Raw genomic sequence first — 20,795 nt, 5'->3', positions numbered from 1 at the left:
TTCAGTCCGGTTGCAGTTATGCAACGCCGCAGCGCACTGCGGCGGTCGGATTAAATTTCTTCCAACTCGATGTTGATACCTAGCGAGCGGATTTCTTTCAACAGTACGTTGAACGACTCAGGCATACCCGGTTCCATCTTGTGGTTACCGTCTACGATGTTCTTATACATCTTAGTACGACCGTTAACGTCATCCGACTTCACTGTCAACATTTCTTGTAGTGTGTAGGCAGCACCGTATGCTTCTAGTGCCCATACCTCCATCTCACCGAAACGCTGACCACCGAACTGTGCCTTACCACCCAGCGGCTGCTGAGTAACTAGGCTGTAAGAACCTGTTGAACGCGCGTGCATCTTGTCATCAACAAGGTGATTCAGTTTCAGCATGTACATATAGCCTACTGTTACTTGACGCTCAAATGCATCACCAGTACGACCATCATATAACGTTACCTGACCACTTCTTGGATAACCACCAAGCTCTAGCATGTCTTTGATTTCAGCTTCACGTGCACCATCAAATGCTGGTGTTGCGATTGGAAGACCACCTTTAAGGTTATCTGCCAAGCGACGGATTTCATCATCAGAGAAGTTAGCAATATCTACTTTCTGACGGCAGTCACCGATTTCGTAAGCTTTCTTGATGAATTCGCGTAGCTCGTGAATTTCGCGTTGCTCTTTCATCATTTCTTCAAGACGTTCGCCGATACCACGAGCAGCTAGACCCATGTGAGTTTCTAGGATCTGACCGATGTTCATACGAGATGGTACACCCAGCGGGTTAAGTACGATATCTACAGTACGACCTTTATCATCGTAAGGCATGTCTTCAACAGGAACGATAGTTGAGATTACACCCTTGTTACCGTGACGACCCGCCATCTTATCACCAGGTTGAATACGACGTTTAACAGCTAGGTATACTTTAACAATCTTAAGTACGCCAGGCGCTAGGTCATCACCTTGAGTGATCTTACGACGCTTGTTCTCGAAACGCTTATCGTAGTCAGCTTTAAGCTCGTCATACTGTGCAGCTAGTTGCTCAAGCTCTGCTTGGTGCTCTTCATCAGCAAGACTTTGCGTTAGTAGCTTCTCAGTGTTAAAGCCAGCAAGCTGCTCTTCACTCATACCTGATTTAATCAGTAGGTTACGAGCGTGAGTCAGGATACCGCCTTCAAGGATTCTGAACTCTTCGTTGAAGTCTTTCTTCGCTTCGCGAAGCTGCATATCTTCAACTTCTAGTGCACGTTTGTCTTTTTCAACACCGTCACGCGTAAACACTTGTACGTCGATAACCGTACCAGATACAGAGTTTGGTACACGTAGTGAGCTGTCTTTAACGTCAGACGCTTTTTCACCGAAGATAGCGCGTAGTAGCTTTTCTTCAGGTGTTAGCTGCGTTTCACCTTTAGGCGTTACTTTACCTACAAGGATGTCGCCGCCTTTCACTTCAGCACCGATATATACAACGCCTGATTCGTCAAGCTTACCTAGTGCAGATTCACCTACGTTTGGAATATCCGCAGTGATTTCTTCTGGACCAAGCTTAGTATCACGAGCAATACACTGAAGCTCTTGAATGTGGATAGTCGTTAGACGATCTTCTTTTACAACATTCTCTGAAAGTAGGATTGAATCCTCGAAGTTGTAACCATTCCAAGGCATGAACGCTACACGTAGGTTCTGACCAAGTGCTAAATCACCTAGGTCTGTTGAAGGACCATCAGCAAGCACGTCACCACGTACCACCGGCTCACCAACCATACAAGTTGGTTTCTGGTTGATACAAGTGTTTTGGTTTGAACGTGTGTACTTAGTTAAGTTATAGATGTCGATGCCCGCTTCACCTTGGATGCGCTCATCTTCATTAACGTTAACAACAATACGGCTTGCATCAGCATACTTAACGATACCGCCACGCTTAGCAACGATTGTTACACCAGAGTCTTTCGCTAGTGTACGCTCAATACCAGTACCAACTAGCGGCTTATCAGCACGTAGTGTAGGTACAGCTTGACGTTGCATGTTCGATCCCATCAATGCGCGGTTCGCGTCATCGTGTTCTAGGAATGGGATAAGCGCTGCAGCCACAGAGATTACCTGCTGTGGAGATACGTCCATATACTGGATGCTGTCGCTTGGCATAAAGGTTGATTCACCTTTAAAACGACATGGAATCAATTCTTCAGCAAATTGGTTGTCATCGGTTAGCGTTGTATTCGCCTGTGCGATAACGAACTGACCTTCTTCAATTGCTGATAGGTAATCAACATCGTCAGTAACGATACCGTCTACTACTTTGCGGTATGGAGTCTCTAAGAAACCATAGTCGTTTGTACGCGCGTAAGTAGATAGCGAGTTGATTAGACCGATGTTTGGACCTTCAGGCGTTTCGATAGGACAAACACGACCGTAGTGCGTTACGTGTACGTCACGTACTTCGAAGCCAGCACGCTCACGAGTTAGACCACCCGGACCTAATGCAGAAATACGACGCTTGTGCGTTACTTCTGAAAGCGGGTTGTTCTGGTCCATAAACTGTGAAAGCTGTGAAGAACCAAAGAATTCTTTTACTGCTGCAGAGATTGGCTTAGCGTTGATCAAATCCTGTGGCATAACGTTATCTAGGTCACCAAGACTTAGACGCTCACGTACCGCACGCTCAACACGTACAAGACCTACACGGAATTGGTTTTCAGCCATTTCACCTACAGAACGGATACGACGGTTACCTAAGTGGTCGATGTCATCAACATCGCCTTTACCGTTACGGATGTCGATCAATACCTTCATCACGCTCACGATATCTTCTTTAGATAGCGTACCGTCACCTTCGTCTGAATCATAACCAACACGGCTATTGAACTTCATACGACCAACAGTTGAAAGGTCGTAGCGCTCTTCAGAGAAGAATAGGTTATCAAATAACGCTTCTGCAGCCTCTTTTGTTGGTGGCTCACCAGGGCGCATCATGCGATAGATTTCTACCAATGCTTCTAGGCGATTGTTAGTAGAATCAACACGTAATGTCTCTGACATGTACGCACCGCTGTCTACTTCGTTGATGTAAAGCGTATCGATCTTTGAGTGACCTGCCTTCACCAATTCAGCCATAAGCTCTAGTGATAGTTCAGAGTTCGCTTCTGCAATCACTTCGCCTGTTGATTCGTCGATATAGTTTTTAGCAACAACACGACCGATGATGTACTCATGCGGTACTTCAAGAGTGTCGATGCCTTGCTTTTCGATGCTCTTAATGTGGCGTGCAGTAATACGACGGCCTTTTTCAACCAATACGTCACCGTTTGCATCTTTAATATCAAATGCAGCGGTTTCACCACGTAGGCGTGAAGGCACAAGTTCCATCAACACTTTGCCATCTTTTACTTCGAAACTTGTCGTTTCAAAAAATAGTGCCAAGATTTCGTCTGAAGTGAACTCTAGCGCACGTAAGATGATAGATGCTGGTAGTTTACGGCGACGGTCAATACGAACGTAAAGGTTATCTTTAACGTCGAATTCAAAGTCAAGCCATGAGCCACGGTAAGGGATCACACGTGCGTTATATAACACTTTACCAGATGAGTGTGATTTACCACGGTCGTTATCAAAGAATACACCAGGTGAACGGTGTAGCTGAGAAACGATAACACGCTCAGTACCATTGATTACAAAAGTACCGGTGTCTGTCATGAGCGGGATTTCGCCCATGTAAACTTCTTGCTCTTTTATGTCTTTGACTGTGCCAGGTGCATCTTTGTCCATTAGCACAAGACGTAGTTTAACGCGAAGTGGAGCAGAATATGTCACACCGCGAATTTGACATTCTTTAACGTCAAATACTGGCTCGCCAATACGATAACTGACGTATTGAAGTTCAGAGTTGCCCGAGTAGCTCTTGATAGGGAATACAGAACGGAAAGCAGCTTCCAATCCAGTATCGCCATCGGCATCAGGCGCAATGAACTTATCGAACGATTCCAACTGCATTTGCAGTAGGAAAGGTATGTCCAAAACCTGTGGACGTTTACCAAAATCCTTACGGATACGTTTCTTTTCAGAATAAGAGTAAGCCATGGGGTTCCTCAGCTTGCTGATCTTTGACCCAACCTGTCCAAAATTGAACAGACTTCACTGGCATCTAAGCCATGATAACAACATCTAAATTGTCACACTAACTTGCTTAACTAACGGCTTAAATGAGCACAATTCAGGCTATATTCAAATCGTTAATGTCATCAAATTAGTGTTACTTCAAATGCCATTGCGATTTTCAACAAAAACTTCTAAGTTATTGAAAATTACAGTGAAATTCGAAGATTTATGCACGATAGAAATGCATATCTCTATAGCGCAAAAGGGCCGGTGATTAAATAATCACCAGCCCTTGCCTGATTTCTCAGGCAGCGAACCTAGCGGGAGCTAGATTACTTGATCTCAACTTCAGCACCAGCTTCTTCAAGATCTTTCTTAAGCGCTTCAGCTTCTTCCTTAGATACACCTTCTTTGATAGGTGCAGGAGCAGACTCAACTAGCGCTTTAGCTTCTTTAAGGCCTAGACCTGTTGCGCCACGTACCGCTTTGATTGCAGCAACTTTGTTACCGCCAGCAGCAGCTAGGATTACGTCGAACTCAGTCTTTTCTTCAGCAGCTTCAGCAGGACCAGCAGCAACAACAGCAGCAGCTGCAGTTACACCGAACTTCTCTTCCATAGCTTCAACTAGTTCAACAACTTCCATTACTGACATTTCAGCAATAGCGTCAAGGATTTGGTCTTTAGTTACAGACATTTCAAATTTCCTAATTATTTACGAACCCATGCGGTTCAAAAAATTTATTAAAGAAAGGAGCGTTGCTTAAATTAAGCAGCTTGCTCAGCTTTCTGTACACGTACCGCTTCAATTGTTTTACACAATTTGCCAGCAGACGCTTCTTTCATAGCGCTCATTAAGCGTGCAACAGCTTCGTCGTAAGTAGGTAGCTTAGCAAGCATATCTACGTCAACGATTTTGCCTTCGAATGCAGCAGTTTTAAGCTCAAATGCTTCGTTCTTTTTCGCGAAATCTGCAAAGATACGCGCAGCAGCACCAGGGTGCTCTGAAGAAAAAGCGATTAGGCTTGGACCAACTAGTGATTCATTTAGGCATTCGTAATCAGTGCCTTCAACCGCACGTCTAGCTAGGGTGTTACGAACAACTTTCATCCATACACCAGCTTCACGAGCTTCTTTACGAAGAGCAGTGATTGCACCTACTGTTACACCACGAGAATCAGCAACAACTGCTGAAAGAGCACCTTTGGCAGCTTCGTTGACTTCAGCAACAATTGCTTTTTTGTCTTGAAGATTTAAAGCCATGGGTGTTACTCCTGGTTTATAGAAAAACAAACATGTTTTTCAGTTCTACTCTACCCTGCTAAAAACTTTAGCAGAGATGCTTTTTACGGCGAGAGCCAGAAGATTAGGAAAATCTAGCTGGGATTCACACCGTCTACGTAGGACGATTAAGGCCGAAGCCACCTACGGTCTTGGACGGAAGCGCAATTTATCGATTCATTGTAGACCATGATGGAAACAATTTTCGAAATTATACGCTTCAACCCGAATTCTTTGCTTTGTAAAGAAGCACACTTCTCTACAAAATGGCGCAAAATTATAGTCTAATTTTTACGCCATGTAAACGCTAAACTCTAAATTATACTACTTGAGTATTTAGAGTAGCTTGGTCTAAAGCAACACCAGCACCCATCGTAGTAGAGATGCTTACTTTCTTCACGAAAGTACCTTTTGCAGTAGAAGGCTTAGCCTTCTTAAGCGCGATGATTAGCGCTTCAAGGTTTTCTTGAAGTTGGTTAGCGTCAAAGTCTACTTTACCGATAGTAGTGTGGATGATACCGTTCTTATCGTTACGGTAACGAACCTGACCAGCTTTAGCGTTCTTAACAGCTTCTGCAACGTTAGGCGTTACAGTACCTGTCTTAGGGTTAGGCATAAGACCACGTGGACCTAGGATTTGACCTAGCTGACCAACAACGCGCATTGCATCTGGAGAAGCAACAACAACGTCAAAGTTCATTTCGCCTTTCTTAACTTGCTCTGCAAGGTCTTCCATACCTACTAAATCAGCACCAGCTTCTTTAGCAGCTTCAGCATTTGCACCTTGAGTGAATACCGCTACGCGTACATCACGACCAGTACCGTGAGGTAGTACAGTTGCACCACGTACGTTTTGGTCAGATTTACGAGCATCAATACCTAGGTTTACAGCAACGTCAACACTTTCAACGAACTTAGCAGTAGCAAGTTCTTTTAGAAGAGCAACAGCTTCGTTGATTTCGTACTCTTTAGTCGCATCCACTTTCTCGCGGATAGTACGCATACGCTTAGTTAATTTAGCCATTCTCAATTACTCCTCTACGTTCAAGCCCATTGCACGTGCAGAACCTGCAATCGTGCGTACAGCTGCGTCCATATCAGCAGCAGTAAGATCTGGACGTTTCGTCTCAACGATCTCTTCAAGTTGAGCACGAGTAACTGTACCAACTTTTTCAGTGTTAGGACGACCAGAACCAGACTTGATACCAGCAGCCTTCTTAAGAAGGTATGCCGCAGGTGGAGTCTTCATTTCAAAAGTGAAAGAACGGTCACTGTAAACAGAAATAACAACAGGAACAGGTGCGCCTTTTTCGATAGACTCTGTACGTGCGTTGAACGCTTTACAGAATTCCATGATGTTTACACCGTGTTGACCTAGTGCAGGACCTACTGGAGGACTAGGGTTAGCCATACCAGCAGCAACTTGTAGCTTGATTAGAGCTTCAACTTTCTTAGCCATGATAATACCTCAATTGTGGGTCTTTGCCTCGTGCGCGTGAGGACGCGTACTCAAACGGCTTCCCAGTTAAAAAATTCAGTCTTTTTGCCGCATATTTTTGCGTACAACAAAAAGGCCGCTGATTATAGATTAATCAGCGGCCTTTGACAACTTTTTCAAGTTAGAATTTATTTGTCTTTCTCAACCTGACCAAATTCTAGATCTACAGGCGTTGAACGACCGAAAATAAGTACCGAAACTTTCAGGCGACTCTTTTCGTAATCCACTTCTTCAACCACACCGTTGAAGTCAGCAAATGGACCATCTGTAACACGAACCACTTCACCCGGCTCAAATAAAGTAGCAGGTTTCGGTGCTTCAGCATTTTCTTGCAGACGGTTAAGAATACGATCCGCTTCTTTTTGACTGATTGGTGCAGGACGGTCTGACGTACCACCAACAAAGCCCATTACACGCGGTGTACTATTCACCAAGTGCCAAGACGCATCGTCCATTACCATTTGAACTAATACATAGCCAGGGAAGAATTTACGCTCAGATTTACGTTTCTGACCTGCACGCATTTCAACCACTTCTTCAGTCGGCACAAGGATCTCACCGAATAGGTCTTCTAACCCTTCGATTTTAATATGCTCGATAATGGTTTGTGCTACGCGTTTTTCAAAACCCGAAAACGCTTGGATCACGTACCAACGTAATTTCTTTTCTTTGTTCTCATCCGACATGGGATCAGATCTCCAATCCAGTTAAAAAGCCTACTGCACGGAAAAGTATACCATCTAATCCCCATAGGATTAATGCCATAATCACCGTTGCAATGATCACGATGAAAGTAGTGTGAGTCGCTTCCTGACGCGTTGGCCAGATAACTTTACGTACTTCAATACGTGATTCTTTAGCAAAAGCGATAAAGGTACGGCCTTTTTCAGTCGTTACCAAAATGCCCAAAGCCGCAGCGATAGCTGCAACTACGCCAACAGCGCGTACTAAAACAGATAAATCGGCATATAGATAATTACCAACTACGGCACCAGTTAGAAGTGCAATAGCAGCTAGCCACTTTACCGTGTCCATCGAGCTTGACGAGTTTTCAACATTAGTGCTCATAATCAATTTTACCTTAAATACAGACACAACAACCCCGCATAGAACAGGGTAAATCCATTCAATCCAAATTTACAAATAAGCGACTTAAGTGGTTTTGGGTCACGTTATTTTAAATGTGGACTTGTTGCTGAATTGGCAGGGGCGGCAGGACTCGAACCCGCAACCATCGGTTTTGGAGACCGCTGTTCTACCAATTGGAACTACGCCCCTGCAAAGTGGATGCCCATTATACTGACGAAGCAAACGAAAACAAGTGTAAAAGATATGCAAAGTAACATTTAATCTAAACTTGGTTTTACGACGTCTTCAGAAAAGACGCAATAAATCTCCGTGATAAAAATCACAAAGCACCCAAACTTGCTCAAATGGATGACAATCAGGGATCTCCCAAGTGGCTTTTAAGCGCTTAAAATCATCAAGATGATAGATGGGGCTAGCATTTCGAATTAACAACCAAACACGTTGTGAATCATAGTATTTTTTGGCTTTTTGATTGAGCAGCCGCTGTAAGCCGATACTCAGTTGATCGGAGTCAGCGGCTTGACTCATTGCTGCCAGCTCTCTTTGCGTGGAGAGAGACAGCTGACGTCCAAGCACAGCCATCGCTTCTTTCTCACTTGCATAAAAATGGGCTATTTCTATATCAAGCTGTATTTTTCCTTGATAACAACTGACGTCCGGTTTATTGGGCTCATTGTGCCAAATATGGCGCATATGCACTGCAAACTGCTTTTCATAACTGCGTAAAAACAGTTTAGCCGCGTCATGCTCAAGTTTTATTTTTTCTGCTTCACTCGCTCTGTCCATTCACAACCACTGCTACATCACTCAATAAGCTTGAAGCACCGAATCTAAAATTCTTGGCATTGAGCCACTCGGCCCCCATAATTTCTTCAGCCAATCGTAAATATCGCTGCGCTTCAACTACTGACTTTACTCCACCGGCCGCTTTAAATCCAACCGATTTACCGCTGCTTTTGATTGTCTTAAGGATAACTTCAGCCGCTTCAGGTGTAGCATTGACAGCAACCTTTCCTGTACTTGTTTTAACAAAGTCCGCGCCCGCCATAATGACAAGCTGCGCGGCTTCCGCAATGAGCTTTGGTTTAGCCAATACGCCACTTTCGATGATGACCTTGAGCTTTGCTTTACCTTGACAAGCAAGCTTGCTTGAATGCACATATTGCCAAGGTGTATCTGGGTCACCCGCCATCAGCTGCTGATAAGGAAGCACAAGATCAATTTCGTCGGCACCATCTGCGATTGCTGAATGAGTTTGTGCAACGACCTGCTGGAGCTTTTGTTCTCCAGATGGGAAGTTGGTCACCGTTGCCACTTTTATCTGCGGCCACTCACGCTTTTCCAACTCTTCTTTTACTAACATCACAAACTGCGGATACACACAAATCGCCGCTGGTAGTCCGATATCAGGGTTAATGCTATTCAATAATGCGAGAATACTTGCCGGCGTATCGTCCTCTTTCAAAGAGGTTAAATCCATTAAACTCAGCGACAACCGAGCATCAGATTGTAAAGTCATTACCGTGTTCCTTTTCATTCTATGTAATAAGCCTAGGGCCTGTTCATCTTTCAAGTTTGTTTTTGCAGCAACTTGATTGGTATTTATACAAGGCAGAGCCTGCGTAGCATAGTTGCTCTATGTGAGTTAGGCGATAAAGACTTTGTGCTCCTGCAAAGTCACCTTACCCCACATCCTTGTGGGGCAACACAGAAGAAATGCCAATCAAGCGCTGCCCTTTGGGTTCACCTGAGTGCGCTTTGTTCATTGTTGCTCAACTTTTGCCTAGATTACTAGGCAGCAAATTGAGCGCCGCGACCAAAACCCACTCAGAAGAACAAAAATCAAACAGCAAAGGTCAACAGACCCTAGTTAAATGCATACAGCAGGACCAACAATAGGACAAATGTCCGCATACAATTACCTGTCGGACGCGGTTTTTACTATTGTTCATTAAATGAATATCTCATAACCAAACACTATAATCGTCAAATCACAGCAAAAACTTAAGTTAACCTAATGAAACAAAAAGAAAATTACATTTAACTGGTTTTTTTATAACTTTTGGTTATATGGAGTCGGTTTAAATTATTTTTTCCCACATTTGCAACTCTATATGCTGCGCTCTATTACTGATATCAATCAATATTGATATCAACCGTCGTGATGTTTAGCAGAGGTTATCGTGCAATACTTGCCAATTTTTACCAAACTAGAAAATAAACCTGTATTGATTGTAGGTGGTGGTGAAGTTGCGCTGAGAAAGTGCCGCGCCTTTTTGAAAGCCAATGCAGCAGTCACTTTGGTTTCACCTGAGTTTTGCACTGAGCTTTTATCACTAGCAGCGGATGCAAGCGTTGCACTTCGACATAAGCCATTTGATGCATCAGACCTAGATAATGCCATGTTAGTCGTTGCGGCAACGGATATTGAGGCCGTAAATGCAGAGGTAGCAGAGCTTGCTGAAGCGCGAAACCTTTTCGTTAACGTAGTCGACGACCAACCAAAGTGTAATTTTATTTTTCCGTCAATCGTGGATAGAAACCCTATAACGATTGCCATATCCAGTGCTGGAACTGCGCCCGTCCTTGCAAGACGATTACGAGAGAAGTTAGAAACCCTTATTCCACAGCATATAGGTCCGCTGGCAACGCTTGTCGGTCAATTCAGACATAAAGTGAAAGCGCGCTTTAAACACTTTGCTGACCGCCGTCAGTTTTGGGAATCTGTCTTTGATTCAAATGTGGTAAGTGAAGTACAAGCTGGTAACAATGAAAATGCACAAATTCAACTTGAAGCCATGCTAGAAAGCACTCCCTCCCCTGAAGGCGAAGTTTATATCGTCGGTGCGGGTCCTGGCGACCCTGAGCTACTGACGCTTAAGGCATTACAACTAATGCAACAAGCCGATGTGGTAGTGTATGATTATCTGGTATCTGACGAAATAATGGACCTTGTACGTCGTGACGCTGATTTAATCTGCGTGGGCAAAAAAGCCGGTAATCATAGTGTTAAACAAGAACACACCAACGAGATTTTGGTTGACTTAGCCAAACAAGGTAAAAAGGTTTGTAGGATAAAAGGCGGCGACCCATTTATTTATGGTCGCGGTGGCGAAGAAGTGCAAGTGTTGGCCGAAAATAGCGTTAAATATCAAATTGTTCCGGGCATTACTGCTGCTGCAGGATGTAGCGCATACGCTGGTATTCCATTAACTCATAGAGATCATGCTCAAGCTATTCAATTTGTGACTGGGCATTGCAAGCAAGATGGACAAGAACTCGACTGGGAAGGCTTAGCTAAGGCGAATCAAACGCTTGCCGTATACATGGGAGTGATAAAATCTCCACACATTCAGGCACAATTACTCGCTTATGGCCGCTCGCCGAATACACCTGTAGCAATTGTTGAGAATGGCACGCGTAAATCTCAGCGTGTAGTAAAAACACAATTAGATCAACTTGCACAGACTATTACTGCGCATGATATTCAGTCGCCAGCACTATTGATTATTGGTGAAGTAGCAGCATTACATGAGCAATTAGCTTGGTTTAATAAGAACAATCAAATCAGTAGCTTTGCTCAACCCATTACGCAAGTCGCGTAATAACCGTAACAGATAGTTAAATTTATAAGTAGGACATTAATCATGGCTTTAACCCATCTCCAGCAACTCGAAGCTGAGAGCATAAAGATCATCCGAGAGGTTGCCGCAGAGTTTGAAAACCCAGTAATGCTGTACTCGATTGGTAAAGACTCGTCGGTACTGCTTCATCTTGCTCGTAAGGCTTTCTACCCTGCGAAGATCCCTTTTCCTCTACTCCACGTTGATACCAATTGGAAATTTAGAGAAATGATCGAGTTTCGCGATAGATTAGCAAAAGAGTATGGATTTGAACTGCTTGTGCACAAAAACCCAGAAGGGCTAGAGATGAATATAAGTCCATTTGTTCATGGTTCATCTAAGCATACCGATATCATGAAAACACAAGGCCTTAAGCAAGCGCTAGATCAATATGGCTTTGATGCGGCTTTTGGTGGTGCGCGCCGTGATGAAGAAAAATCTCGCGCAAAAGAAAGAGTTTACTCATTTAGAGATAAACACCATCGCTGGGATCCTAAAAACCAACGTCCGGAGTTATGGAATACGTATAACGGCCAAGTGAACCCTGGCGAAAGCATTCGAGTTTTCCCATTATCAAACTGGACAGAGCTCGATATTTGGCAATATATCTACCAAGAAGGTATTGAGATAGTGCCACTTTACCTATCTAAGCCAAGACCGGTTGTCGAGCGTAACGGAACGTTAATTATGGTCGATGATGACCGTATGCCACTTGCAGAAGGTGAAGTGCCTGAAATGAAATCAGTACGCTTCAGAACGCTAGGCTGTTACCCACTAACGGGGGCTGTTGAATCAGAAGCCGATACACTTACCGGAATTATCGAAGAAATGTTGTTATCTACGTCGTCAGAACGTGAAGGACGAGTGATTGATCACGATTCGTCAGGGTCAATGGAGAAGAAAAAGCGCGAGGGGTATTTCTAATGTCAACAGCAAATGAAGTGAAAGAATTAGGCATTGAAACCTACTTAGCACGTCAGCAAGACAAGAGTTTGTTGCGCATGATGACCTGCGGCAGCGTAGATGATGGTAAATCAACGCTGATCGGCCGTTTGCTGCACGATAGCCATCAAATCTATGAAGACCAATTAGCTGCGCTACACAAAGACAATGAAAAAGTCGGCAATGCGGGTGAAGATCTAGATTTAGCGTTACTTGTTGATGGCTTACAAGCAGAGCGTGAGCAAGGTATTACCATTGATGTGGCTTACCGCTATTTCTCAACTGCGAAGCGTAAATTTATTATTGCCGATACGCCAGGACACGAGCAGTACACCCGTAATATGGTTACGGGTGCTTCGACCAGTGATTTGGCCATTATTCTTGTCGATGCCCGTTATGGTGTCCAAGTTCAGACTAAACGCCATAGCTTTATTTGTGATTCACTGGGTATCAAACAGTTCGTTGTCGCGATAAACAAGATGGATATTGTTGATTTTGATGAGGCCGTATTTGAGCGCATAAAGGCCGACTATTTGAAATTTGCTGAACAACTGAACGTACGAGATATTCGCTTTGTGCCAATGTCAGCACTTAAAGGCGACAATGTTGTAAATCGCTCAGACAAAACGCCTTATTATCAAGACAAACCATTGCTGGAACTGCTGGAAGACTCTCCTGCGGCAGAGCCTAATCATGGTTTTGAAGCGCGCTTCCCGGTGCAATATGTTGTGCGTCCTAATCTAGACTTTCGTGGTTTCCAAGGCACATTAACCTCTGGTAGCTTAAGCGTTGGCCAAGCGGTTAAAGTATTGCCATCAGGTAAGACTTCAACCATTAAAGAACTCGTGACTTTTGATGGCAATCTAACTCAAGTGGAAACCGGACAAGCATTCACTATCACCCTAGCAGATGAAGTCGATGTGAGTCGTGGCGACGTGATAGTGCCTGTAGAGTCGACTGCTCAGGTGACGAATCAGATCACTGCTAAGCTGGTATGGATGCACGAAACACCACTACAATTGGGTAAAAGTTATAACCTTAAATTGGGTAGCAAGAAAACCGCGGCAATCGTGAAAAATATCGAGCACACTATCGATGTGAATACACTTGAGCACGGCCAAGCCGATTCATTGTCATTAAATGAAATTGCTATCGTAACCATCGAGCTGACAGAAAATGTCGTTGCGGATGAGTATTTAAATAATCGTGAAACCGGCTCGTTTATCTTAATTGATCGCCTATCTAACCTAACGATAGGTGCAGGTATGGTGGAAACGGTTCAAGCCGCAACAGCAACGTCCTCAAGTCAGTTTAGTGAATTTGAGATTGAGTTTAATGCATTAGTTCGCAAGCACTTCCCTCATTGGCAAGCGCTTGATATTTCGAAGCTAAAATAATGCAATTTAGCCTGTTAGACGAGGTATGACGTCATTATGGAACAAGTCATTTTAACAGGCATTATGCTAGCGTTAGTCGTGTGTCTTTTTGCCACACGCATTAACGCTGCATGGCTATTCACAGGCGCAATCGCCACTAGTTATTTGACTGGCCTCATCGATCTTGAATCGATGTTGGTGAATTATGCGAACCCGTCTTTAATCACGCTTGTGCTACTTATCCTAGTTTCTATTGCGATTGAAAAAACAACCTTAGTCAAAAAACTCGCCCACTCAATGGCACAAGGTAGTCTCGCAAAAGCGGTGATTAAACTGGGTTTATCCACCGCCTTTTTGTCTTCTTTTACCAATAACACTGCGGTGGTTGCTTCGCTGATCACCACCGTTAAAGAGAGCAAAACACACGCGCCTTCTAAGCTGCTATTACCGCTTTCTTATACCGCTATTTTAGGTGGTACGTTAACGCTAATAGGTACTTCTACCAACCTTATTGTTAATGGCTTTGCCGTAGAAGCAGGGATGGCACCGCTGGGCTTTTTTGACTTTACCTTAGTTGGTCTCGCCGTCCTGAGTGTTGGTTTATTGACCATCACGATTATGCTCAAATATTTGCCCGACAACGGCAAAAATAATGATGAGGTCGTGCCGTTTTATTTAGAAGGGAAAGTTGAGCCAAGTTCCAAGCTAGTTGGCCGCACGGTTGAAGAAAACGGCCTGCGCGACCTCAAAGACTTATTTCTTGCTGAAATCATTCGTGGTGAACGACGGATCTGCGCCGTTACGCCACAGCAAGAAATTCTTGCTGGTGATGTTCTGCTATTTGTGGGCGACATCAACTCAGTGCCACTGTTACAGCGTTTCGATGGATTAAAGATAGTCCATGATAAACACGAGAAAGACGTTGAGCACTTGGTGGAAGTGGTCGTCAGTCAGTCTTCACGCTTTCTTGGAAAAACCATTAAAGAGATCCGCTTTAGAGAGCAGTTTCATGCTGCTATTATTGCGATACGTCGTGGTCATGATCGCCTACAAGGTGGAATCGGTCAGGTCGAATTACAAGCGGGTGACTCTTTAATACTAGCACCAAGCAGCGATTTTTATGCACTCCCCAATCTCAAACGCGAATTTGTGTATATCTCGGGCCTAGATTTACAAACACATCTATCTCGCAATAAGTCCAACACCGTACTTGCGAGTTTTGCGACAGTGGTTGGCCTTAGCATCTTTGGAGTTGTACCGCTGGTAAAAGGGTTAATCGTGTTACTCGCTGCCCTTGTGGTGCTCGGTACAATTAAAGTCCCAGAGATGAAACGCCGTTTTCCTATTGAGCTTGTCGCTATTGTTGGCAGTGCGATAGGACTGGCGAAGTTAATGATTGAAACCGGGCTGGCAGCCGAGATTTCTTCGAGCTTATTGTGGTTGTTAGGGGATTTTGGTCCTTACGGTGCATTTATCGCCATTTTTGTGATGACTGTGATATTTACCGAACTCATCACTAACAATGCCGCGGCAGCACTTTCATTCCCAGTAGCTTATGCGCTGGCAAGTGGCTTTGATGTAAGTCCATTACCATTTGTAATGGCGGTAGCCTTTGGCGCATCCGCGAGCTTTATCTCACCTTTTGGCTATCAAACTAACCTCATGGTGTATAGCGCAGGCAACTATCGAATTCGTGATTACGTCACCATGGGACTGCCCTTGTCGTTGATTTATTCAGCGACGGTACTGACTGTTATTCCATTTGTCTTTCCATTTTAATAGAGCAAAGTATGGACGAAAATATTGTTTGGCATAACTATGCCGTAGATAAAACAAAACGTAGCGAGTTAAAAGGTCATAAGCCTTGCGTGCTGTGGTTTACAGGCTTTTCTGGCTCAGGTAAAAGCACCGTGGCCAATGCACTTGAGCATGCACTGCAAGCAAAAGGCATACATACCTACCTCCTTGATGGGGATAATGTCAGGCATGGACTGTGTAAAGACTTAGGGTTCAGTGATGAAGACCGCGTCGAAAACATTCGTCGAGTGGGTGAACTCAGCAAACTCATGGTAGATGCGGGACTAATGGTACTCACCGCTTTTATCTCACCTTTTCAAGCTGAACGAGACATGGTGCGTAACTTAGTCGCAAGCGGCGAGTTTATTGAAGTATATCTAGATACGCCGCTTGCAGTTTGCGAGCAACGAGACCCTAAAGGTTTGTATAAAAAAGCGCGTGCTGGAGAAATAAAACATTTTACTGGCATAGATTCGGCGTATGAGCCCCCAATTAGTCCAGAAATATGTTTAAATACTTCCGAGCAGTCGCTGGAAGAATCTGTCCAGCAGCTAATACACTATCTACTGTCAAAAAATTTAATAGGGTAAGTCATGAATCATACGGATCTGCTGGAAGAAGTATTAAATCTAAGTATTCGCGCTGGTGAAGCGATTATGGAGATTTATGCCAAGGACTTTAATGTTGAATATAAAGAAGATGAAAGTCCCGTCACTGAGGCAGATCTCGCTGCACATAAAATTATTGTTGCAGGCCTAAAGACTCTAACTCCCGAAATGCCGATATTAAGCGAGGAAAGCGCGGGTATAGATTGGCAAGAACGCCAACAATGGCAAGAGTATTGGCTGGTTGACCCCATTGATGGCACCAAGGAATTCATCAAGAAAAATGGCGAATTTACGGTAAATATTGCACTTATCAATAACGGTGAACCCATTCTTGGTGTTGTTCATGCTCCAGCACTTAATGAAAGCTACCTTGCAGAAAAAAGTATTGGCGCGTTCAAGCAAACGGGTGAAGCTCGCATAGAGCTCAAAGTCACCACCAAGCCCAATCAGGGTTTAATCAAAGTAGTTGGCTCGCGCTCACACCCTTCACCAGATTTAGCCGAGTACCTTACCCGCTTCGAGCAAGTCGACATGGTGCCTAAAGGCAGTTCACTTAAGTTATGTTTAGTGGCCGAAAGTAAAGCCGATGTTTACCCTCGTCTTGGCCCAACTTCAGAGTGGGATACCGGAGCAGGACACGCGGTGGCGAGTATCGCAGGGGCAAAGGTCAGCCAAGTGAATGGCGAGCCTCTGCGCTATAATCAAAAAGCCGAGTATCTTAACCCCTATTTTGTGGTTTCTAGGTTGGAAGACTAAGCTAGAAGGTGATAATACCGTAAACTAATTCACGTACAACCAGTCGAATTAACGTTCGACTGGTTTATTTGCGGCGCGAGTTAGGACTTTATCGTATACGCTTTTTAAAACTGCTCTTGGCGTTTCAAGCAAAAATGTCTCTTTTACTAACTGCTCTAGCTGAGCAAAGCTCTCCACTTTAGTTTCAGTAACACTGCCATCACATTCATGCCATTCGAAATAACTCTGATTACGCAGTAAATAACGGTGGCGATCTGTAATTCGAGAGACCACTAAGTTATTCACAAACGCCGCTTCAGGATGTTGATGGGAATAAAAGTGTGCCACTTCACAATCGGATTCGAACACTTCAGCAAGGTCGACATGATATAAAGTGAGCGGAGCTTCTCCTTCCTCTAACAGAGTCACTTTGACTGTGTCTGCTGTTTTTTGTACCTGATAAGTCTGCCGGCCTTGGATAGTTAAGGCCTGATTGATGTTAATCGGTACACGAGGCGACTTCACTCCAAATCCTACATCAACCAAGTACTGCTCACCATCCAAATTTAACAATGTCATCCGATGAGAACGAGGATTGGAGAGGTTACCATTTAGCATTACTCTCGCAAGAACCGGCCTTACCGTAAACCCAAGCTGTTGCAACGCTAAAAATGCCACCTTGTTATGCTCAAAGCAGTAGCCTCCTTGTTTGTTGATCACTAAGCGGTTAAATAATGGTAATGGGTCAAGCAACAGACGCTCACCATACATGGCATTAATACTTGAGAAGGCGTAACGAGAGAGGTGTTTTTGTTGTAACTCGGTGACCAGCTCAATCCCAGCAAAGTGCTGTAACGATAAGCTGCTAAGATATTGATTGATATTCGCTTCTAATTCCATGACTGACTCCTAAAGTTGATGAAGGCAGGTTAAAACCTCAACCCATGTTAAGGTCAATAGGTATTTTTACTTTTTCAACCATTGTTTCTATCACCTCATAAGATGTCACTTTGTTATCCAAACCTCAGGTTAACTAGGCAAATAACTGATGCACTTTTTTGCTCGGCAAAGCGAGGCGTTTAGCTTCTGCCACAACCAGCGGCTTCGACATAAGATAGCCTTGCGTTTGATGGCAATAAAGCCTTGATAACGTATCAAGCTGTGCTGCCGTTTCAATGCCCTCGGCTGTCACTACTAGATTAAAACTGTGCGCAATCGCGCAAATCGCTTCAATGAGTTGCGTCGCCTTACCACCCAGCTCAATGCCGGACATAAAAGCTCTATCTATTTTAATGCCATCCACGGGAAGATGATTGAGCCGGGCAAGGCTGCTATAACCTGTGCCAAAGTCATCAATATAGATGCCAAATCCCGCTTGATGAAGTTGCTCCAGCGGCCCTATAAGCATGTTTTCCTCTGCCATCATGGCGGATTCTGTCAACTCAAGCTTAATTTGTTTCATCGCAACATTTTCATCCTCACAGCGAGACACTAACCAATCGATAAATTCCTGCGACTGGAGTTGCAACGGAGAAACATTAACCGCGACAAAAAGGGTACTGTCTCCTATGGCATTGATAAAATTGAGCGCCTGATCAAATACCCAGCGACCAAGCTCTGAAATCTTCGCACATTGTTCTGCGATGGGAATAAACTCTGCGGGACTTACTTCTCCGAGCATTGGACTATTCCAGCGTAGTAGCGCTTCAAACCCTTTTAAATTCTGCCCTTTTTGACAATAGATGGGCTGCAAATTCAGGCTTAATTCGCGAGACATGACTATTGCCTGTAGCGCTTGCTCAATCTGGATCTTTCGACCCGCTTCGCAAGCGATAGCATTAGTGAATATATGATAAGTGTTCTTACCTCGCTTCTTTGCCTCATACATTGCAATATCGGCATCATGTAGTAGTTTCTCTGCATCGCAATGTAGACACGGAGCGGTAAAGTGACGTACGCCAACGCTACCACTTACACAATGACTGTTACCCTGATACAGAAATGGCGCTCGGATCCGCGCAAGAATATCTTCAAGCACCCCCTCAATTGGTTCAAGTAGATGCCCATCGTAAATAAGGACGGCGAATTCATCACCACCAAGCCGGGCAATATCGGCATAGCTACTAAGCAGCATACGCATTCTTGTTGCAAATTCAATAAGCAGCTTATCGCCGGCTTGATGGCCTAAGGTATCGTTTATTAGCTTAAAGCGGTCTAAGTCAATATATAGCAAAGTAAACTTGGCGCGTTTACGCTCACGAAGCTTATCAACCAAAGACACAAAGCTCTGACGATTTAGCAGATCGGTCAAGCTGTCATGTTGCGCTTTATATCGCAATTGCTCTTGGAACAGTTTAGCCTGAGTAATATCCGTCACTCTCCCCTCATACAGGCAACTATCCGGTTGATGCAGCCAATGCCCTGAATGTCTAAGCCAGATATGCTCTCCCGATTCTGCTTTTGCTAACCACTCCATTTCTTGGTGAGCTTGCTTCGTGGCAACAATCTGGTTCCACTGTTCATGACACTCAGAGTCTCGCATAAGCGCACTAAAGTCTGTATTTGGCGAAGGAATACGCCCACCAAAAAGTAACGCATTGAAAGCGGGGTTGGAGTCAATGATATAGCCCTCGCGGTCTAGTACAAATAAACCTTCATGGCTATTAACGAATAAACTCTTATACTTACGCTCTGCAGCGACCTGTTGCTGCAAAGCCCCTAAGCGCTTATTAGATTCGACTTGTAACCTGTGGTTAGACACCTCTAGGCTTTTAGTTCTTTCAACAACTAAATTATTGACAGTTTCATTGCGGTTTTTCAGTTGTCTTAGCTGGATCCACACCAATAAAATACAGGCGGCCAAAATACCTAAAAAGAGTATAATCAGTACGCTATGGTTATTTAACCAACTTGGATGTAAACACGCCTCATCATACAACTGCATGGTAATGGGCAAACCATAAAAATTAATGGTGTGTACCGCACTTGGCGTTAAATTCTGAAGGTCGAAACGTGTCTGCCAATCGGAGCTATAAATAATTTCTTTTTTTGAAGAGACCAATAAGTGTTGCTTACGCTGCTGATATAATTGGCCAAATAGTGAATCCAATAAAAAAGGTAACTCAAAACTTAATCCCAGTAGCGTTTTAAACTCTCCAAAACGCGGTTGCTCTATCAATACACTGAGTTTTTGCCTATTTGGCCGGACATAGGTCGTTAAGTCATTCTCATCCCGCTCTGCAAAAATATCTCTCTCAAGTACCTCCGCCTGCCCGACTGTCTGGCCAACTTCAGACACAGGTGCGGCACGGGTAACCACCAGCCATTGGTTAGCCTGATCATCTACATTGCCTCTAATTTTAAAGTCAAAATACCCTCTTTCTCGCTGCACTTTCTCTAATGTAGAGAATTGCTCAGGTGAAACCACTGCGTATGTTTCCATACTCAACCCTAAGTTCGCCGTGGTGAGCTGTGATTGCGCTATCTCATAAAAATCTGCATCTTGATGGGTGTTGAGGTAGGCATCTATCGAATACAGTAGGTGGGCAACGTGTTGCAACTTACTATCCAGTAAGTATTCTAATCGTGTCAACTCCTGCGCACTTTTGCTTTCTGATTGGTTCTGGTAGTAAATATTCGCTATCAAGCCAACATATATCAAACAGGCGAACAGCAAGATGAACCCCAACACAGGAAATCTTTGCTTAAAAACCTGTTGAGCACTATGGAGAATGGCATTTGTAAAAACGCGTCG

Annotated in this window: 17 protein-coding genes and 1 tRNA gene; 6 read left to right on the top strand and 12 right to left on the bottom strand. The window is 44.1% G+C overall.

Annotated features, from left to right (window positions below):
- Positions 1 to 50: 50 nt before the first annotated feature.
- The 10 genes from rpoB to deoC all read right to left on the bottom strand — a co-directional run bounded on the left by rpoB (position 51) and on the right by deoC (position 9,479).
- A complete protein-coding gene (gene rpoB, locus L3V43_RS19500) occupies positions 51 to 4,076 on the bottom strand; it encodes a DNA-directed RNA polymerase subunit beta (RefSeq protein WP_102055954.1) in 4,026 nt (1,341 codons plus the stop codon).
- A 350-nt stretch (positions 4,077 to 4,426) separates the two neighbouring features.
- Positions 4,427 to 4,789 (bottom strand): 50S ribosomal protein L7/L12, encoded by a 363-nt coding sequence (gene rplL, locus L3V43_RS19495; RefSeq protein WP_070982798.1) that lies wholly within the window; start codon positions 4,787 to 4,789, stop codon positions 4,427 to 4,429.
- Positions 4,790 to 4,860: 71 nt separating this feature from the next.
- Positions 4,861 to 5,355, bottom strand: coding sequence for a 50S ribosomal protein L10 (gene rplJ / locus L3V43_RS19490; RefSeq protein WP_010376227.1), 495 nt, complete (start codon positions 5,353 to 5,355; stop codon positions 4,861 to 4,863).
- Positions 5,356 to 5,692: 337 nt separating this feature from the next.
- Positions 5,693 to 6,397: a 50S ribosomal protein L1 gene (gene rplA / locus L3V43_RS19485; protein WP_010376228.1), complete on the bottom strand. Its 705-nt coding sequence runs from the start codon at positions 6,395 to 6,397 to the stop codon at positions 5,693 to 5,695.
- A gap of 6 nt (positions 6,398 to 6,403) precedes the next feature.
- Positions 6,404 to 6,832 (bottom strand): 50S ribosomal protein L11, encoded by a 429-nt coding sequence (gene rplK / locus L3V43_RS19480; RefSeq protein WP_010376229.1) that lies wholly within the window; start codon positions 6,830 to 6,832, stop codon positions 6,404 to 6,406.
- A gap of 167 nt (positions 6,833 to 6,999) precedes the next feature.
- Positions 7,000 to 7,557 (bottom strand): transcription termination/antitermination protein NusG, encoded by a 558-nt coding sequence (gene nusG, locus L3V43_RS19475; protein WP_010376230.1) that lies wholly within the window; start codon positions 7,555 to 7,557, stop codon positions 7,000 to 7,002.
- A 4-nt stretch (positions 7,558 to 7,561) separates the two neighbouring features.
- Positions 7,562 to 7,939, bottom strand: a complete 378-nt coding sequence (secE, locus tag L3V43_RS19470; protein WP_010376231.1) for a preprotein translocase subunit SecE — start codon at positions 7,937 to 7,939, stop codon at positions 7,562 to 7,564.
- A 133-nt stretch (positions 7,940 to 8,072) separates the two neighbouring features.
- Positions 8,073 to 8,149: transfer RNA gene (locus L3V43_RS19465), tRNA-Trp, on the bottom strand.
- 96 nt (positions 8,150 to 8,245) lie between these two features.
- Positions 8,246 to 8,746 carry a hypothetical protein gene (locus L3V43_RS19460; RefSeq protein ID WP_102055952.1) on the bottom strand — a complete coding sequence of 167 codons (501 nt, stop codon included), beginning with the start codon at positions 8,744 to 8,746 and terminating at the stop codon, positions 8,246 to 8,248.
- Positions 8,730 to 9,479, bottom strand: a complete 750-nt coding sequence (deoC, locus tag L3V43_RS19455; protein WP_237117229.1) for a deoxyribose-phosphate aldolase — start codon at positions 9,477 to 9,479, stop codon at positions 8,730 to 8,732. The genes L3V43_RS19460 and deoC overlap by 17 nt, the downstream gene beginning before the upstream one ends.
- A 664-nt stretch (positions 9,480 to 10,143) precedes the next feature.
- Here deoC and cysG point away from each other — a divergent pair.
- From cysG to cysQ, 6 genes are read left to right on the top strand one after another with little or no spacing between them, the layout of a single operon-like run.
- Positions 10,144 to 11,565, top strand: coding sequence for a siroheme synthase CysG (gene cysG, locus L3V43_RS19450; protein WP_237117228.1), 1,422 nt, complete (start codon positions 10,144 to 10,146; stop codon positions 11,563 to 11,565).
- 42 nt (positions 11,566 to 11,607) lie between these two features.
- Entirely contained in the window at positions 11,608 to 12,507 is a 900-nt protein-coding gene (gene cysD, locus L3V43_RS19445; protein ID WP_010376235.1) for a sulfate adenylyltransferase subunit CysD, read from the top strand.
- Complete coding sequence (gene cysN, locus L3V43_RS19440) at positions 12,507 to 13,922, top strand: sulfate adenylyltransferase subunit CysN (RefSeq protein ID WP_237117227.1); 1,416 nt, start codon at positions 12,507 to 12,509, stop codon at positions 13,920 to 13,922. The genes cysD and cysN overlap by 1 nt, the downstream gene beginning before the upstream one ends.
- Before the next feature lie 33 nt (positions 13,923 to 13,955).
- Complete coding sequence (locus tag L3V43_RS19435; RefSeq protein WP_029215936.1) at positions 13,956 to 15,680, top strand: SLC13 family permease; 1,725 nt, start codon at positions 13,956 to 13,958, stop codon at positions 15,678 to 15,680.
- 11 nt (positions 15,681 to 15,691) lie between these two features.
- Positions 15,692 to 16,288 carry an adenylyl-sulfate kinase gene (gene cysC, locus L3V43_RS19430; protein ID WP_010607813.1) on the top strand — a complete coding sequence of 199 codons (597 nt, stop codon included), beginning with the start codon at positions 15,692 to 15,694 and terminating at the stop codon, positions 16,286 to 16,288.
- Between the two features lie 3 nt (positions 16,289 to 16,291).
- Positions 16,292 to 17,062, top strand: coding sequence for a 3'(2'),5'-bisphosphate nucleotidase CysQ (gene cysQ, locus L3V43_RS19425; protein WP_010376240.1), 771 nt, complete (start codon positions 16,292 to 16,294; stop codon positions 17,060 to 17,062).
- Between the two features lie 48 nt (positions 17,063 to 17,110).
- Here the strand turns inward: cysQ and L3V43_RS19420 are convergent, their stop codons facing one another.
- Positions 17,111 to 17,941: an arylamine N-acetyltransferase gene (locus L3V43_RS19420; RefSeq protein WP_237117226.1), complete on the bottom strand. Its 831-nt coding sequence runs from the start codon at positions 17,939 to 17,941 to the stop codon at positions 17,111 to 17,113.
- A 133-nt stretch (positions 17,942 to 18,074) separates the two neighbouring features.
- Positions 18,075 to 20,732: a bifunctional diguanylate cyclase/phosphodiesterase gene (locus L3V43_RS19415; protein ID WP_237117225.1), complete on the bottom strand. Its 2,658-nt coding sequence runs from the start codon at positions 20,730 to 20,732 to the stop codon at positions 18,075 to 18,077.
- Between the last annotated feature and the right edge of the window lie 63 nt (positions 20,733 to 20,795).

The organism is Pseudoalteromonas sp. L23, assembly GCF_021728455.1.
In the GTDB taxonomy this organism is placed as follows: Bacteria; Pseudomonadota; Gammaproteobacteria; order Enterobacterales; family Alteromonadaceae; genus Pseudoalteromonas.
Note: the sequence above shows the minus strand (reverse complement) of the source record. Positions and strands in the feature narration are given on the sequence as shown.